Annotated in this window: 12 protein-coding genes; 9 read left to right on the top strand and 3 right to left on the bottom strand. The window is 69.7% G+C overall.

All coding sequences use genetic code 11. The features are described 5' to 3' along the window. Positions 1–302: 302 nt before the first annotated feature. The 7 genes from AC099J_RS05610 (at position 303) to AC099J_RS05580 (ending at position 9,181) form a co-directional block, all read left to right on the top strand. Positions 303–668: a hypothetical protein gene (locus tag AC099J_RS05610; protein ID WP_479614230.1), complete on the top strand. Its 366-nt coding sequence runs from the start codon at positions 303–305 to the stop codon at positions 666–668. Between the two features lie 176 nt (positions 669–844). Then, on the top strand, positions 845–1,057 hold the full coding sequence (locus AC099J_RS05605) for a hypothetical protein (protein WP_479614229.1): 213 nt from the start codon (positions 845–847) through the stop codon (positions 1,055–1,057). 7 nt (positions 1,058–1,064) lie between these two features. Beyond that, positions 1,065–1,196: a hypothetical protein gene (locus AC099J_RS05600; protein WP_479614228.1), complete on the top strand. Its 132-nt coding sequence runs from the start codon at positions 1,065–1,067 to the stop codon at positions 1,194–1,196. Positions 1,197–1,411: 215 nt separating this feature from the next. Further along, the gene (locus AC099J_RS05595; protein ID WP_479614227.1) at positions 1,412–3,214 is read left to right on the top strand and encodes a hypothetical protein; all 1,803 of its coding nucleotides are present in this window, start codon (positions 1,412–1,414) and stop codon (positions 3,212–3,214) included. A 170-nt stretch (positions 3,215–3,384) separates the two neighbouring features. Continuing rightward, positions 3,385–5,985, top strand: coding sequence for a PAS domain-containing hybrid sensor histidine kinase/response regulator (locus tag AC099J_RS05590; protein WP_479614226.1), 2,601 nt, complete (start codon positions 3,385–3,387; stop codon positions 5,983–5,985). Positions 5,986–6,003: 18 nt separating this feature from the next. Next, the gene (locus AC099J_RS05585) at positions 6,004–7,227 is read left to right on the top strand and encodes a response regulator (protein WP_479614225.1); all 1,224 of its coding nucleotides are present in this window, start codon (positions 6,004–6,006) and stop codon (positions 7,225–7,227) included. 229 nt (positions 7,228–7,456) lie between these two features. After that, on the top strand, positions 7,457–9,181 hold the full coding sequence (locus tag AC099J_RS05580; RefSeq protein WP_479614224.1) for a tannase/feruloyl esterase family alpha/beta hydrolase: 1,725 nt from the start codon (positions 7,457–7,459) through the stop codon (positions 9,179–9,181). A 182-nt stretch (positions 9,182–9,363) separates the two neighbouring features. On the opposite strand, the gene AC099J_RS05575 is transcribed toward AC099J_RS05580, so the two are convergent. From AC099J_RS05575 to AC099J_RS05565, 3 genes are all read right to left on the bottom strand, one after another. Beyond that, entirely contained in the window at positions 9,364–10,785 is a 1,422-nt protein-coding gene (locus AC099J_RS05575; protein ID WP_479614223.1) for a GTPase/DUF3482 domain-containing protein, read from the bottom strand. Between the two features lie 61 nt (positions 10,786–10,846). Next, positions 10,847–12,244, bottom strand: coding sequence for a DUF2868 domain-containing protein (locus tag AC099J_RS05570; protein WP_479614222.1), 1,398 nt, complete (start codon positions 12,242–12,244; stop codon positions 10,847–10,849). A gap of 100 nt (positions 12,245–12,344) precedes the next feature. After that, positions 12,345–12,863, bottom strand: a complete 519-nt coding sequence (locus tag AC099J_RS05565) for an N-acetyltransferase family protein (RefSeq protein ID WP_479614221.1) — start codon at positions 12,861–12,863, stop codon at positions 12,345–12,347. A gap of 68 nt (positions 12,864–12,931) precedes the next feature. On the opposite strand from AC099J_RS05565, the gene AC099J_RS05560 reads away from it, so the two are divergent. Both AC099J_RS05560 and AC099J_RS05555 read left to right on the top strand, forming a co-directional pair. Beyond that, positions 12,932–13,219, top strand: coding sequence for a 2Fe-2S iron-sulfur cluster-binding protein (locus AC099J_RS05560; protein WP_479614220.1), 288 nt, complete (start codon positions 12,932–12,934; stop codon positions 13,217–13,219). Between the two features lie 116 nt (positions 13,220–13,335). Beyond that, on the top strand, positions 13,336–16,788 hold the full coding sequence (locus AC099J_RS05555) for a bifunctional diguanylate cyclase/phosphodiesterase (RefSeq protein ID WP_479614219.1): 3,453 nt from the start codon (positions 13,336–13,338) through the stop codon (positions 16,786–16,788). The last annotated feature ends 4 nt before the right edge of the window (positions 16,789–16,792 follow it).

Below are 16,792 nucleotides of genomic sequence, written 5' to 3'. Positions count from 1 at the left end.
GGTTTCTCAACGGTCTTTCGATATCCATCAGGGGGCCGCTCTTCGCCCCTGCCGGCGCCACCGTGTTGCAGTGCGCTCAAGCCCGGGCTGGACGGCCTCAGGTTCTCGCCCCACCTCATCCCCCATTTGATGTACGCCATCGCGTCGCCCTCGTCCGATCAGATGATGCCGCCCGCCGTCGGCCATCCCACCATACGGCCATCGATGAGGTGCGCATTTCCCGGGGACTCATCGAGCGCGCCGCGGGCATGGGGTCCGGGGCGTGGGATGAGAAGCTGCAAACCAACCGAGAGGAATGAATCATGAATGCCAAACTGATCGCTGCGTCCCTGATGGCAGGCGTCATCGCCATGCCGACCCTTGCCAACGATGTGCATGCGTCGGGCGAGGTGGGCTACTTTGCATCGGTGCCCAGCGGGACGAGCATGTACACGCGCGCTGAGGTGGTCGCCGAGCTGATGAAGTCAATCACCGAGCCTGCGAAGCCGGCGGAGCCGAGCAAGATCACGCGCGCCCAGGTCGTGGCCGAATTGATGGCGGCGCTGCGCGATGGCACCGTGCCACCGACCGCAGAACACGCCGACATCGGCGTCACGGGCGTGGCCGTGGCCGTGGCCACGCCGCAGCCGGAGCCGCAGCCGGCGGAGCCAACGCTGGCTGCGCGTTGAGCTGCAAACCGCACACGCACTGCGACAGGCCGCTGCCGCAGTGCGTCCCGGTTGCCGTGCCAGGGCCGGGGCTCGACTTGTAACTGGCCTCGCTCGCGCAGGCCAACGCGAACGTAACGGGCGTGACTTGGACCGCATCCACCGCTATCCTCCAATGCGCACGATGGAGCCGTCCCATGAACGACACCGCCACCCGCCGCGAGCGGGCACTCAACCTGCGTCTCAGCGAAGAACTGATCGACCAGGTACATCCGAACAGCAGCGGCCTGTCCGCCACTTTCGAGTCTTCTCTGGCCGGCTGCCCTGAGCAGAAGGTGGCCCGCCGAGAGGGATGGAAGGACATCCACGCACGCATCGGCTCGTTTGCCCCAGCGCATGCGGTTCCGTGATCTGGCCATGCCCCAGTTCGATGTGCACCGCAGCCATGGTGTAGTGATGCAGGCGATTGCGTTGCGCGTCGTCGTGCCGCTGGCCCGGCGCAGCGGGCCCGCGACGGCAGCGTCGGCGTTGCCGGTTTCTCGCGTCTGAACCCTCTATGGCGGTTCAACACGCTCGGGGCTGTGCTGGCTCCGCTCAACACCGTGTCCGTCGCCTTCGACCGACTCGGCAAACAGACATGACATCGGCCGACCGGGGCCAACCCATCACCCAAGCCATGGCTGCGCTACTGACGCCGCACGTGGCACCCACTGCCTGAGGACCATCACCCTCACGAAACCGCCCCCCCCAACGGAGACCCACGCATGCATGGTGCCAACAACTACTACTCCATCGTGACCGGCCGCCGTGCCGCACAAGCCATGGCTACTGCCGTTTTCGGTGCCTGGATGCTCGGCGCGCCTGCGGTGAGCGAGGCGGCCGATATCACGGCCACCGCAGGCTCCCTGACCCATCACATCTGGAGCCGCTATCTCCCAGCGCCGACGGCGGCGCTGAACAACACGAACGGAGCGCTGATCGCATCCGGGGTGTTTGCGCAGGCCTCCAATGGCTCTGTGCTGCCCTTGGCGTTGGCGCCCGCATTCACGGTCACCAAGATCGGCGGCCCGGCCACCGGCATCGTGAACAGCATCAACACCTATCCACCAGGCTCGGGGCCGGTGCCTGACACGGGCTTTCCGGCAAGTCCGACGCACCAGCACGAGGTGGGCTCCAGCGTGGCGGGAGCCACCGTGCAGATGCGCTACCAGTTCGCGTCCGCACTGCCAACGGGCACGATCGTCTGGCTGCAGGATGTGGACTTTCTGGAGACGGCCACCGTGCAGTTTGCCAACTGCGGCGGTGCGCTGGTCAATCCTTCTGCCTTCGATGCTCTGTTGCTGACGGGCAACCTGCCGTCGCGCAGCTTCTCGGCCACGGCCGTGAACCTGGCGGGCGTCGCCACCGACGTGCCGGAGCCGACGATGGGCGTTGTGGTCCGCAGTGCGGATGTGTGCCGGGTCGATCTGACCGTCAGCACAGCGACCACCACGTCGATGCAGACCTATTTTTCGATTCCCGCTCCCAGGATCACGCTGGTCAAGGCGTTGCAAAGCGCCGGGCGCGCCGCGGCTGCCGACCAGTTCTCCGTGCAGATCCGCAACGGTGGCGGCGCCATCGCCAATGCGACCACCAACAGCACGACGGCCGGCACTGGCGCAGTCGTGGCGACGGGTTCCGGCACCACCGGGGCGACGTCGGTCGCTCTCAATGCGCCGTACACGCTGACCGAGGCAGCCGCCGGGTCGACCGACCTTGGCCGTTACACCGGCGCGATGGCCTGCACCAATGCCAACGTGGGCTCCGCCACGGTGCTGCCCGCCGGCGTGGGACAGAGCTTCAGCCTGACGCCGTCGAACCCACTGGACGACATCGTCTGCACGCTGACCAACACCCGCCTGCCCACGCTGATCCTGCGCAAGGCATTGCCGGCCGGGCGGCTGCAGCCGGCGGACCAGTTCGTGCTGAGCATCAACGGGCCGGTGAGCGCCAGTGCCACCACCACCGGCGCGACCAACGCGCCGACGCAGACCGCCATCGTTAACGCAACAGCGGCCGTGGCCAGCTACACGCTGAGCGAGCTCGGTGCGGGCGCGACCAACCTGTCCGACTACACCAGCACCTACACCTGCAGCAACACCGCACCCGGTGGGCAGGCGCCTGCAGGGAGCGGCAGCAGCTTCGTGGTGACCACGGCGATCGGCGACGCGCTGGACTGCAGCGTCACGAACACATTGCGTCCCCAGGCCGATCTGTCCATCGTGAAGACGGCGGCGCCGGCATCGGTACGTGCGGGCGGATTGGTGACCTACACGCTGAACATCGGCAATGCCGGGCCCAGTGCGGCCAATGGCGCAGTGGTCCGGGACAACCCGGGCCCGGGGCTGGACTGCACGGCCGCAGGCCTGGTCGCGCCGACCTGCAGCGCCACCGGGCCGGCGACCTGCCCGCCTGCGTTCACGGCCGCTGCACTGACAGGCGCCGCCGGTGTGAGCATCCCGACGCTGGGCGCCGGTGGGGCGCTGGCCTTGGTACTGCAGTGCCGCGTGACCGCCGACGGAACCTGAGGGGCAACCGCAGGACGGCGGCGCACCCTGCGGATTGCTACAAACCAGCTTGATTGGGTACGATCCCCATCAGCAGGCTCCATGTCTGCAGGCCCCTCCGGCTTGATCGCACCCGGGGGGTACAGCGCAAGGCGTTCGCAGACGCGCCGCGCCTTCGGGGAGAGAAGCGTATGCCGGCTCAGGGTTCGGGCAACAGCCCCCTTCCATCGCGCACAGCGCCGCAAGATTTTGCGTTTGCCGATTCGCCCCACCCCGTCGGCGTGCTCGACCTGGACCTCGGGTTCACCCACTGCAACGATGCCGCCATACGCGCCTTTGGCTACCGCAGCCGCGACGAGGTGCTGGGCAAGACCCCGCTGGATATGTCGGCCCCGGTGCAGCCCGACGGGGTGGATTCGCCCACCCGGGCGCAGCAGCACATCACCGCCGCCTTGCGTGACGGTCTGGCGGTGTTCGAGTGGCGGCACCGGCGCCCCGACGGCAGCGAATGGGACGCAGTGATCCACCTGGTGGCGCTGCAGCAGGGCGAGCGCACCGTGCTGCGCTTCATGATGGACGATGTGAGCGAGCACCGGCGCCAAGAGCAGCAGTTGCAGTTCAGCCGGCGCGTACTGGACAACGCCGGGCCCATTTTCTGGCTCGAACCCGAGCATGGCCGCGTGGTCTATGTCAACCGCGCGGCCATGGCGCACCTGGGCTGCACGCAGGCGCAATGCCTGGCCATGCGGATCCCTGATTTTGACCCGGACTTCGACATGGCCACCTACCAGCCGCTGGTGCGCCAGCTGCGCGCGCAGGAGAGCCACATCGGATTCGAGACACGCCACCTGCGGGCCGACGGCCGACTGGTGGACGTCGAGGTCCTCGCCTTCGTGTCCGAAAGTGACGAGGGTCCGCTGGTCTGCGCCTCGGTGAAGGACATCACCACACAGAAGAGCGCCCAACGCCGCCTGGTGGAAAGCGAGGCCTACAACGCCATGCTGTTCCAGCAGTCCCGGCGCGCCATGGTCGTCATGGAGACGGCCAGCGGCCAGTTCATCGACTGCAACGAAGCGGCGGTGCAGATCTATGGCTTTGCCAGCCGTGAGGAGCTGCTGGGCAAGACGCCGAGGGATATCTCCGCGCCGCTGCAGTCTGGGGGAGTGCCGTCCGACATCGCCGCCGTGGCCGTCATCCAGAAAGCGATGGACGAGGGCTACGTGGTCTTCGAATGGCGCGAACAGCGACCCAGCGGGGAGCAATGGGACGGCCTGGTGCACCTGATGCGCTTCGAGCATGGCGGCAGCGGCGTGCTGCAGTTCACCGTGGAAGACATCACCGAGCGCAAGCGCGCCGAAAAGCAGCTGGAATTCAGCCGCCGCGTGGTGGAGAACGCAGGCCCCATGCTGTGCCTGGACAGCGTGCATGGCCAGGTGACCTACGCCAACCGCGCAGCGCAGGCGCTGCTGGGGCACGACGAGGCCGCCTGCTGCGCGCTGTCGATCCGTGATCTCGACCCCAGTGCCGACATGGCCTCGTACGCCAACACGGTGCAGCGGCTGCGCAGCGAAGGCGGGCACCTGGCGCGCGACATGCAGTACCGCCATGCCGATGGCCGGCTGATCGATGTCGAGGTCATCAGCTTCCTGGCCGAAAGCGACGACGGCGAGCGCGTCTGTGTCTCCGTCACGGACATCACGGACGAAAAGCGCGCCCAGGCGCAACTGGTGCATGCCAAGGAAGTGGCCGAGCGCGCCACGCAGGTGAAGTCGGAGTTCCTCGCCAACATGAGCCACGAGATCCGCACGCCGATGAACGCCGTCATCGGCCTGTCGCACCTGGTGCTGAAGACGGCACTGACACCGCAGCAGCACAACTACGTCCAGAAGATCCACCAGTCGGGCACGCACCTGCTGGGCATCATCGACGCCGTGCTCGACCTGTCCAAGATCGAGGCCGGCAAGCTGACCGTGGAGCACGAGCCCTTCGACCTGGAGGAGTTGCTGACCCATCTGGTCAACCTGGTGGTCGAGAAAGCCAGCGCACGCGGCCTGGAACTGGTGATCGACCTCGCACGCGACGTGCCCACGCGGCTGGTGGGCGACGGCCTGCGCATCGCGCAGGTGTTGATCAACTTCACGAACAATGCGATCAAGTTCACCGAGGCCGGCGAGATCGCCGTCAGCGTGCGCCTGCAGGAGCAGACGGACAACCAGGTACTGCTGCGCTTTGCGGTGCGCGACACCGGCATCGGCCTCACGCCCGAGCAGATCGAGCGGCTGTTCCAGAGCTTTCAGCAGGCCGACACCTCCACGTCGCGCAAGTACGGCGGCACCGGCCTGGGGCTGGCCATTTCGCGGCATCTGGCCGAGCTGATGGGAGGCGCGACCGGCGTACAGAGCGACATCGGCAAAGGGTCGACCTTCTGGTTCACCGCGCGGCTGCAGGTCGATCCACAGCCACGCGCCCGCCGGCGGGCGATGCCACTGCAGGCGGGCCAGCGCGTGCTGGTGGTGGACGACAACGCCACCGCCCGCAGCGTGATGGCCGAGATGCTGAGCGGCATGGGCTGTGCAGTGGCGTCGGCCTCCAGCGGCAAGGACGCCATTGCACAGGTGCGCGACGCCGCCGGCACGGGCCGCGCCTTCGATGTGGTGCTGCTGGACTGGCAGATGCCCGGCCTGAACGGCGCCGAGACCGCGCACGCCATCCATGCATTGGCGCTGCAAGCGCCGCCGCAGATGATCATGGTGGCGGCCTTCGGGCAGGATGACGTGCACGCGGCCGCGTAGCGGGTCGGCATCCGGACCGTGTTGACCAAACCGGTCAGCGCATCGCGGATCCACAAGACCATGGCGCGCCTGGCCGGTGACGCTGCAGACAGTGGCCCGGCGCCGCTGGCCGACGAGAACGCCGATCTGATCGACAGCGTGCGCGCCCTGGGCGAGCGCCACATCTTGCTGGCCGAAGACAACGAGATCAACCAGCTCGTGGCCATCGGGATGCTGCACGAGGCGGGCCTCTGCGTGGACATCGCAGGCGACGGTGAGGTGGCGGTGAACATGGCGCGCCAACGCCGCTACGACCTGGTGCTGATGGACATGCAGATGCCGCACATGGACGGCGTGCAGGCGACGCGCCTGTTGCGCAGCCTGCCGGCGTTGCACGACCTGCCCATCGTCGCGATGACCGCCAACGCCATGCAGTCCGACCGCGACCGCTGTAGCGCGGCCGGCATGGTGGATTTCGTCAGCAAACCGATCGACCCGGAACTGCTGTTGCGCACCCTGCTGCGCTGGCTGCCGGCGCAGCGCCGCAGCGTGCCCTCGGCAGCGCGCCACGCGCCAGCGGCAACGGCGCGCGTCGCGGAGCCGGCCGCCACCCGGGCCGCAGCGCGGCCAGCCGCCCGCGCCAAGCCGTCGCCGCTGGACCTGCGGGTGATCGAGGGCCTTGACGCCACCAGCGGGCTGCGCCGCGCGCTGGGGCGCGAGACGTTGTACCGCGACCTGCTGCAGCGCTTTGTCGACCAGCAACCGCAAAGTCAGCGCGTGCTGCACGACGCGCTGGCCGCAGGCGATCACGCGCTGGTGCAACGCCTGGCACACACGCTGCGCGGCGTGGCGGCCAACATCGGTGCGGTGCGCATCGCCCACCTGGCCGGCGCGTTGGAACACGCCGCGCGCGCCGAGGCACCGGCCGATGCGCAGAAGGCGCAGGCCGACGCATTGGCAGGGCCGCTGCAGCGCCTGACGCGGCAGCTGGCCGATGCGCTGGACGGGACGGGCTGCCGCATCGGGGACCCGCGTCCGCAAGCCCCCGTGGACGGGGCCGACCAGCAGACGGCCACCACACGGGAGCTGTTGCGACTGCTGCGCGACGGCGATGCCCGGGCGGCCGAGTATCTGCGGACCCACGAGGCCGCGTTGCGCACGCTGCTGGCGCAGCGCTACGGGGCGTTGCGCGATGCTGTCGACGCCTTCGATTTCGATGCGGCGCTGGGGCTGCTCGAGGGCGGTGACCAACCGGGGCGGTAACCGCATTGGCGAGCCCGTCCAGCGACCAGGCGGCGCGCCGCGCCGCGCGCCACGCGTGCGCGAATCCACCAGCCTTGCTAGCATGCCCCTCGATCCGAGCCCGCGCAGGCGATCCGGCCACCGCCGGCCTACCCCGCGCGGCGCCGCGGACGGCTTGTGCGATCCGGACGGCGCAGCGGCCCGCGGCGCGCAGGAGATGTGGTCACAACATCCCTCTTGGAGACAAACGATGAAGCGCACACCATGGCCCCGACAGGCCCAGGCATTGGCATGTTTGCTGGCAGCCGCCGGCCTTGCAGGATGCGGTTCGGATGACGACAACACCCCGCCAGTGGCCCAGCCCAAGGCCTGCGCCGATCTGAACGGCATGGCCGTGGCGGCCACGGCCATCGGACTGCCAACGACAGGCGCCACAGTCACCAGCACGCAAGTGGTGCCGGCTGCCGGCACCGGTGCTGCGGCGGTTGGCGAATACTGCAGGGTGCTGGGCAGCATCGCGCCGGTGGACACCACGGCGCCGCCGATCCTGTTCCAGCTGAACCTGCCGACCACCTGGAACACCAAGGCCATGATGTTCGGCGGCGGCGGCTACAACGGCACCATCGCCACCGGCACGGGCAACGTGCCGGCCGGGCCCACCACGCAGCCAGGGCCACTGGGCCGCGGCTACGCCACCTTCGGCAGCGACTCGGGCCACCAGGCCAATGCGGACGGCAGCCGCGACGGCCGCTTCGGCGCCAACGACGAGGCGCTGGCCAACTTTGCGGGCGACGCGCTGAAGAAGACGCACGACGTGGCCAAGGCGATCATCGCGGCGCGTTATGCCGCACCGGTGACGCGCACGTACTTCGCGGGCGGCTCGACCGGCGGGCGAGAGGCGCTGCTGGCAGTGGGCAACTGGCCGCAGGATTTCGACGGCGCGATCGTCCTCTACCCGGCGTGGAACGCCGCCGCGCTGGACCTGCAGTTCGGCCGCATCACGCGCCAGCTGGCGCAGCCCAACGCCTACCCGAACCGGGCCAAGCGCAAGCTGGTGTACGACGCCTCGCTGGAGGCCTGCGACGCGCTGGACGGCGCTACCGACGCGGTGGTGAGCAACGTGCGCGCCTGCAACGCCAGCTTCACGCTGGCCAGTGCCACGCTGAACGGCACGCCGGTGCGCTGCACGGGCGGCGTCGACCTGGGCGACAGCTGCCTGTCGGACGCGCAGATCGCCTCGTTCAACACCTTCAACACGCCACTGGTGCTGCCTTACGCGCTGGCCAGTGGCGAGACCACCTACCCCGGTTTCAACACCTGGGGCACGGATTTCGGCAACCCCGGCAGCAGCCCGCTGCAACCCACGGTGGTGACGCTGTCGCTGGGCACCGAGCAGCCGGCCAACCCGATGCCGGCGGTGACGGCGGCGACCATGCCGCCGTATGGCAGCACGTTCTGGGACCAGTGGGTGAGGTACTTCGTGACGCGCGACGCGAGCTTCAACTCGCTGACGCTGGACCCGCAGGCGCCGGGCGCCTACCAGGGCCGCATCGTGGCGCTGACGGGCGTGCAGGACGCGAACAAGACCGACCTGTCGGCCTTTCGCGCCCGGGGCGGCAAGATCCTGATGGCGCACGGCTCGCACGATGCGCTGGTCAGCACGCGCGCCACGCAGCAGTACTGGGACCGCGTACGCAACACCATGGGCGCGGCCACGGTGGATGGCTTCATGCGCTACTACGAGATCCCGGGTTACGGGCATGCGGTGAGCAGCACGTTCAATGCCGCATGGGATTCGTTGACCACGCTGGAGAACTGGGTCGAAAGCGGCACGGTGCCCCCGGCGCAGACGGTCGCCGACACGGCCGGCGTGGCAGGCCGCACGCGGCCGCTGTGCGACTACCCCGGCTGGCCGAAGTACAAGGGCACGGGCGACATCAACCTGGCGCAGAGCTACAGCTGCTCGACGGAGTAGGCGCGAACGCCCGATGATGCCCGGGCGTCAGGGGACCCAGGGTCACGCCTTTCAAGGTCTTGGCGCCGGAACGATTGCAACGACCTTGAACGGCACGGGCCTCCGGGCGTCGGGAAGCCCAGTCGTCAAGGCAGATGCCAAGCCATCAGGTAGACCCAAAATCCGTGGGCGAGACGCGGACGTCAGGGCGCGGGCGCCGTGGCGGCTGGCCCCGTCGCGGCGGGTTGCACCAGCGGCTCCAGCAGCTCGGCCACGGCCTCCACCACGCGCTGGCGGCGGGTCGAACTCGATCCGGCGCGCTCCCACTCCGCATGGCTGCGCGCGGGCTGCACGGCCTGCACCACGCGCTTGAGCGGCGCGTCCAGCGCCGGGTCCTGCTCCAGGCCCTGCACGAAGCTGGAGATCGCCGCGTGGCCGCGCTGGTCCAGCGCGCGGGCCAGGCCCAGCATCTGCAGCGCGACGAGGAACAGCAGCGCGTTGTCCAGCGTCAACTCACGCACACCCAGGATCTGGTTCATCAGCTTGCCGCCGACCTGGCGCCAGCCCTGCGAGACGACGCTGCCGATGGCCCCGCCCAGGGCAGCGCCGGCCCCCAGCGAGAGACCGCCCACCGCCGCATCGGCCACCAGCCCAATGCCGGCGCCGACGGCCGCGCCCATGCCCAGCCGCTTGCCTGCCTCGCGCAGCGCCTCGGGGTGGAACAGATCGTTGGCCCACCGGCCGTCCTGCCAAGGCAGTTGGGCGAGCGCCGCATCGTCGCTGCGAAAGCCGTGGATCTGCAGCAGCGCATCGGCACCTGCGCGCACGAAACCCAGCGCCAGCTGCTGAAAGTCGTGCTCGGCCTGGCGGCGCTGCTCGGGGTCGGCGTGCACTTCTTCGGCAATCTCGCGGCGCAGCGCGGCCAGGCGCACCAGCAAGTCGGCGATCGCCCGGCTGCTGGCCTGGCGGCGTTGCGCGGCCTCGGCGACCAGGTGCCGGCCCACCGCCTGCAGCCGCGCGCGCTGGGCCGGCAGCAGCGTCGCCAGGTCCTGGTAGAGGTGCTGCTCGGCGCCGACGAACGGAGCCACGGCGTCGAAGTGCACCTGCGCGTGCAGACCGGCGGCGGCCAGCACGGTCTGCCAGGCCTCGAGCCGGCTGGCCGGGTCGCGTACGAAATTGAGCACCGGCATGACCGGGCGCGCGCAGGAGTTGAGGATCTCGATCTCGGCACGGTGCTTGGGCAGCACCGGCTCGCGGCTGTCGATCACGTAGAAGGCGGCGTCGACCTCGAGCATGGTGCGCAGCACCTTGGCTTCTTGCTCGAAGCTGCTGCGCGCCTCGGGGCCATGCAGGAAGGCGCGCACACGGTCGGGCCGGTCGTGGCCCTGCACGGCGGTCTGCAGGTAATCCCACAACGCGACCGAATCTTCCAGGCCCGGCGTGTCGAAGAAGCGCAGGGCCGGCGCGCCGTCCACGCGCAGTTCGATGGTTTCCACGTGGCGCGTGGTGCCGGGCCGGTCGGACACCTCGCCGAAGCTTTGGCGCCGCGTCAACGTGCGCAGCAGCGATGTCTTGCCGGCGTTCGTGTGGCCGACGACGGCGACGGCGAGGGCTTCGTGGGTCATGGGCGCGCCTGCTTGGTTCGCCCTGCGGTGCAGGCTTGTGCGTGGCCGTCGGGCACGGTGTTCATGGGGCCTCCAGCCACGCCTGTGCGGTGGCAGTGTCGGGTTGCAGCGCGACCTGCTCGGCCAGCGCCGTGCGTTGCAGCCAATCGAGCCAGCGCGCGGTGTCGGCGTCGTGCCGCGCGCCCAGCAGCAGCAGGCCTGTGGCGCCGGCCAGGCCGCTGGCCTCGCGCACGAATCGCTCGGTGCCGCGGTCGGGGCTGGAGGGGGCGTGGCAGGCAATCAGCAGCTTGCGCGGTGGCGCCGCTGCCAGGGACTGCAGCAGGCCCGCACGTTCGGCCTGCGTGCCCTCGATGCGGCGCGCCTGCACGTCGGTGGCCGGCGGCCAGGCGGGCCAGTCGGCCTCGGGCGGCAGCTCGAAGCCGACGAGCAGGCGCTCAGCGGTCTCTGGCGCGCTGCGCACCAGGGCGCGGGCAGGCGCGGCGGCGGCGTGCTCCACATCGACCACGCGGGCCGGCTCCATGGCTTCGAAACGTGCCAGCAGCCGGCGCACACCGGGCTCGGCCAGATCCAGCCGCAACCGGGCCTGACCGCGCCGCCACATCGCCGCGCACCACAGCGCACTCAGCGCACGCAGACCCAGGCCATAGACGGCCACGCAGCCGATCAGCCACCAGGCCCAGGCGCGCTGGTCGGCGGCACCGGCGGCCTGGGGCTGCAGCAGCGTGGCGGCGTCGGGCACGGCAAAGCCCAGCATTTGCGGCAGCCAGCCGGTCCACTGCACGAACTGCACGAAGAATTCCGGCGTCAGGATGGTGGTCTCCCAGGTCAGCCGGTAGGCGCGCAGGGAAAAGCCCAGTGCCAGCGCCGCCAGCATCAGCACGAAGGCGAGTGTCCACACCGCGTGGCTGATGCCGCCGAAGGCCCAGGGCGCCAGCCGCGCACGGCGCAGCACGTCGCCCGTGGCGCGCGCCAGTTGCACCGCGTGCGGCCCACGGTCCAGCGGCAGCCGCGCCGTAAGCTGCAGCGCCAGCCGGCCCAGTGCACCGCCACCGCCCCAGCCGCCCGGCAGCACCAGGCTGGCCAGCCATAGCAGCCAGGTCAGCGCGTGCAGGCCCAGCAGCGAGACAAAGGCGGCGACGACATTGATCTCGCGCGCCGGCCCCAGCACCACCTGCGCCAGCGCCCAGCTGCTGGCCAGCACCAGCGCGGCCAGCAGCGCCAGCACCACGCCGCCGAGCTGGCGCCAGCGCTGCCACTCGCGCGGCAGGCCCAGTCGCTGCCCGAGCAACCAGGCGCGCGCGTGCACGCGGCGCTCGCCATCGGCCTGCGCGGCGAAGGCCTGGCGCATGGCCTGGCCGTCTTCGAGCGGGCCATCGTCTTCGATCAGCTGCACGGCACGCGTGATGGCGGCCTGGCACAGGGGGCTGGTGGCCGGGGGCGGGGTCGTCGTGGGGGTCAAGGCGCGGTTGGAGGATCGGGAATGGGGCATCGGAGAACCGAGCGCCGCAGCATGCCACAGCCGCCTGCAACAACCGAGCGGCAGCCTGGCCGCCCTGCGTTCAGGGAAGGGCGCGCTTCAGGCGCATCTCTTCGATGCGGATGGTGCCCATGGGCGTCGTGCGGGCGGTGTTCAGCTCGCGCTTGAAGCCGGCCAGGTCGAAGAAGCGCAGCGCGCGTTCGTTGCGCAGCGGCACCCAGACGGTCACGCTGGTGCAGCCCTCTTCTTCCAGCGCCTCGCGCGCAGCGTCCCACAGCGCCAGGCCGGCGCCCTGGTCCCAATGGGCAGGCACCACGTGGATGGCCCAGATCTCGCCGACGGTCGGCTTGCTGCCCTTGTCGCGCGAGCGGTCGTAGGCGACGAAGCCTGCGGGCTTGCCCTCCAGCGTGGCGATCTGCACCTGCGGGTCGCCGAACTCAATGGCCTCGCGCCACTGCGTCAGGCGTTTGGCGGCGGGCACGGCATTGAGCTGCTCCTGCGGCACGATGCCGTCGTAGGCTGCCAGCGTGGCAGCAGCATGCAGATCGACGATGGATTGGGCGTCGCGCATGACGGCGGGACGGACTTCGTAGGAGGACATCGGCTGGGGGAGAAATGGAAAGCGGGCCGCAATTGTGGCCGCAAGCGGCCCCCTACACTGGCGGACCCATGGACTCACCTGCTTTCACTGTACGGCTGCTCTGCGCTGGCGGTCAGTCGCAGGCGTTCCAGGCTCCCGCCGATATGCCGGTGCTGCTGGCCGCCGAGCGGGCCGGGCTGCACATGGAAAGCTCGTGCCGCAACGGCACCTGCCGCACCTGTCTTCGCCAGCTCTGCGAGGGCCAGGTGCACTACCGCATCGCCTGGCCGGGCCTGAGCGTGGACGAAAAGCGCGAGGGCTACCTGCTGCCGTGCGTCGCCTATGCCGCCAGTGACCTGGTGCTGGCGCCGCCGTAGCCCCTGCAGACCTGCTGCCCCTACTGCCGCTGCTGCCTGTGCATGCCCGCGACGGCAGGCCCGGATAATGCCTGTCCCCTGCCACGGTGCCTGCCCGGCCGATCTACTAGCCCCCAATGACCGTCCACGTTCTGCTCGTCGACCACGATCCGGCCCACGTCCACGCGCTGACGCTGGCCCTGGACACCGAGCAGGGCTGGCACACGGACAGCGCGCCTTCGGTGGCGGCGGCGCGCCAACGGCTGGCGCTGCAGCACTATGCGATGGTGGTCCTGCGCCATCGCCTGCCCGACGGCGACAGCTTCGACCTGCACCGCGACCTGCCCAGCCCCGGCGTGCTGCTGTGGGTGGATGCCGATGAGGAATGGGCGGCCGCGCGCGCCCTGCGCTTGGGCTGGGACGACTACCTCGTGCGTGACCTGGCCGACCCCGACACCTTACGCCAGCGCCTGCGACAGTTGCTGCACAAGGTGCGACGCCATGCCGAGCCGGAGCTGGGCACGCAGCGATTCGAGGCGGCGATCGCCGGCGCCAAGGTCGGTCTGTGGGTGTGGGACGCGCAAGCACGGCGCAGCACCATCAACAAGCAATGGGCCTGGACGCTGGGCTACCTGCCCGAAGAGCTCGATCTGGAGAACAACGGCTGGCTGCGGCTGGTGCATCCGGACGACGTGCCGGTGGTGCAGCGTGCCGAGGAGGACAGCTTTCGCCACCAGAAGTCGGCCTACGAGATCGAGTTCCGCATGCGCCACAAGAATGGCCAATGGCGCTGGCTGCTGAGCCGCGCCAAGGTGCTGGAACGTGACGCCGACGGCGCACCTTTGCGCGTGGCCGGCACGCAGTTCGACATCACGATCCGCAAGGAGGCGCTGCAGTTGCTGCAGCGCCAACACGAGCTGAGCCAGGCGGTGAACCGGGTGCAGGCCACCTCGCTGCAGGGCGATGAGGCCGACTCCGCAGGCTGGCAGGCGCTGCTGACCGACCTGCTGGCCCTCACGCGGTCTGGCCAGGGCTTCGTGGCCGAGCTGGCCACTGTCGAAGCCGACGCCGAGGCATCGCCTTTGCCGTGGCCCGGGCCGCTGCGGCTGCAGGCCAGCCACGGCCTGGCAGGCGCCGGCGCGGCCCTGCCCGCGCTCTTTGCCGAGACGGCGGCCATGCTGGCCGGTGCCGGGGGCTGCTCGGCGCCGCCGTGGGCCTGCTGCGGGCCGGTCGATGGTTGGCATGGCCTGCTGTTGCCGGTGCGCACCGTCACCGAGCCGGTGGCCCTGCTCGGCCTGGCCCGCACCGAAGCGCCGTTTTCGCCGGCCGACGCGGGCCTGCTGGCACCGCTGCTTGGCGCCGTGGGCCAGTGGCGGTTGCAGCGCCGCGCTGAGGCCCACACCCGCACCGCGCGGCAAGACAGCCGGCGCGACGCCGCGTTGCTGGCCGATCGCACGCGCGATATGAGCGACATGCTGGGCAGCGTGGCGCAAGGCATCGCGCTGTTTTCGCCGGACCTTCGGATCGTGGCGCACAACCCCCGTTTTCTGGAATTGCTGGACCTGCCGCCCGCGCTGCTGTCGGGGCAGCCCATGCTGGACGAGGTGGTCCGGTTCCAGGCCGCGCGTGGCGACTTCGGTGGCCATCTCTCGCTGTTCGATCCCGTGACCGGGCGCGTGGCCGCGGCGCACGACACGACAGGCACCGCCATCGACCGCGTGCCGGACCTGTATTTGCGCAACTCGTGCGATGGCCGGGTGTTCGAAGTACGCACGCGCAAGCTGGCCGACGGCAGCCGCGTGCGCACCTATGCCGACGTCACCTCGTACGTGCAGTCGCAATCGGCGCTGCGCGAAAGCGAGCTGCGCTTTCGCAGCCTGACGGAACTGATCACCGACTGGTACTGGGAGCAAGACGCGCAGGGCCGGTTCACCAAGGTCGAGGGCTCGCGCCAGTTGGGCGAGCTGTACGACTTCTCGCAGATGATCGGCCGCACGGTGCAGCAGTGCCAGGGCTTCATCCGTTTCCACGCCGACGAAGCCCAGTGGGCCGGCTGGCAGGCGCAGATGGACCGGCACACCGAGTTCCGCGACTTCGTGTTCCGCGCCGAGGTGAAGCATTCGAAGCAGTTGCGGCACTTTGCGGTGTCGGGTCTGCCAATGTTCGATGCCGACGGCGCGTTCTGCGGCTACCGCGGCACGGGGCGCGACATCACCGACCGCCGGCAGGCGGAAGAAAAGATCCAGCGCCTGGCCTTCTACGACGCGCTGTGCAACTTGCCCAACCGCCGGCTGCTGGTCAAGCGTTTGTCGCAGGCACTGTCGGCCAGCCACCGCAGCGGCTGCCACGGCGCGCTGCTGTTCATCGATCTGGACAACTTCAAGGATCTGAACGACACGCTGGGCCACACCATGGGCGACACCCTGCTGCAGATGGTGGGCAGGCGGCTGGTGGAATGCGTGCGGGAGGCCGACACCGTGGCCCGTCTGGGTGGCGACGAGTTCGTGGTCATGCTGGAACAGCTGAGCCCGCAGGAGGCCGCCTCCACCGCCGCAGCCGATGCGACGGCGCGCAAGATCCAGGAGGCGCTGAACCGGCCTTACGACCTGGGCGCCACGCGCCACCACAGCACGCCCAGCATCGGCCTGACGCTGTTCTGCGGCCATGAGCACAAGGTGGACGAGCTGCTCACGCGCGCCGACCTGGCCATGTACCAGGCCAAGGCGGCCGGGCGCAACGTGGTGCGCTTTTTCGACCCGCGCATGCAGACAGCGCTGGCCGAGCGATCGGCGCTGGAGGCCGACCTGCGCCACGCGCTGGACCGCGACGAACTCGATCTGTACTACCAGCCCATCGTCGACATCCATGGCGAATTGGTCGGCGTCGAGGCGCTGCTGCGCTGGCGGCATCCGGTGCGCGGCATGGTCTCGCCGGTCGACTTCATCCCGCTGGCAGAACGCACCGGCCTGATCTTGCCGCTGGGCCGCTGGGTGCTGGAGACGGCCTGCCACCAACTGGCGCAGTGGGCCGCTGCCGATGAGACGGCGGCACTGAAGATTTCGGTCAACGTCAGCGCCCGGCAGTTCCGCCAGGCCGATTTCGTCGCGCAGATCACCGAGGTGCTGGCCCTGGCCGGCGCGCGGGCGGACCGGCTGAAGATCGAGCTGACCGAGAGCATGCTGCTCAATGATGTCGAGGACGTGATCCGCAAGATGGCCGAACTGAAGGCCATGGGCGTAGGCTTTGCGCTGGACGACTTCGGCACTGGCTATTCGTCGCTGTTCTACCTGAAGCGCCTGCCGTTGGATCAGCTGAAGATCGACAAGTCCTTCGTGCGCGATGTGCTGACGGACCCAAACGACGCCGCGATTGCGCGCACCATCCTGACGCTGGCGCGCAGCATGGACCTGACGGTGGTGGCCGAGGGCGTTGAAACGCCGGGGCAGCACGCTTTTCTGGTGGACGCCGGCTGCGACGAGTTCCAGGGCTACCTGTTCGGCCGGCCGGTGCCGATCGCCCGGCTGCTGCCGTTCGGTGCAGGCCGGGCCGCAGAGCCACTGCTAAACTCGGCGCCCTTTCAGCCCCCATGACACC

This window comes from Rhodoferax sp. RT4P68 (assembly GCF_056521305.1).
Note: the sequence above shows the minus strand (reverse complement) of the source record. Positions and strands in the feature narration are given on the sequence as shown.

Excerpts from the sequence above, each read along its gene's own strand:
- AC099J_RS05555 (WP_479614219.1), top strand. The coding sequence starts at position 13,336 with ATGACCGTCCACGTTCTGCTCGTCGACCACGATCCGGCCCACGTCCAC.
- AC099J_RS05600 (WP_479614228.1), top strand. The coding sequence starts at position 1,065 with ATGCCCCAGTTCGATGTGCACCGCAGCCATGGTGTAGTGATGCAGGCG.
- AC099J_RS05580 (WP_479614224.1), top strand. The coding sequence starts at position 7,457 with ATGAAGCGCACACCATGGCCCCGACAGGCCCAGGCATTGGCATGTTTG.
- AC099J_RS05610 (WP_479614230.1), top strand. The coding sequence starts at position 303 with ATGAATGCCAAACTGATCGCTGCGTCCCTGATGGCAGGCGTCATCGCC.
- AC099J_RS05595 (WP_479614227.1), top strand. The coding sequence starts at position 1,412 with ATGCATGGTGCCAACAACTACTACTCCATCGTGACCGGCCGCCGTGCC.
- AC099J_RS05565 (WP_479614221.1), bottom strand. The coding sequence starts at position 12,863 with ATGTCCTCCTACGAAGTCCGTCCCGCCGTCATGCGCGACGCCCAATCC.
- AC099J_RS05575 (WP_479614223.1), bottom strand. The coding sequence starts at position 10,785 with ATGACCCACGAAGCCCTCGCCGTCGCCGTCGTCGGCCACACGAACGCC.
- AC099J_RS05605 (WP_479614229.1), top strand. The coding sequence starts at position 845 with ATGAACGACACCGCCACCCGCCGCGAGCGGGCACTCAACCTGCGTCTC.
- AC099J_RS05590 (WP_479614226.1), top strand. The coding sequence starts at position 3,385 with ATGCCGGCTCAGGGTTCGGGCAACAGCCCCCTTCCATCGCGCACAGCG.
- AC099J_RS05560 (WP_479614220.1), top strand. The coding sequence starts at position 12,932 with ATGGACTCACCTGCTTTCACTGTACGGCTGCTCTGCGCTGGCGGTCAG.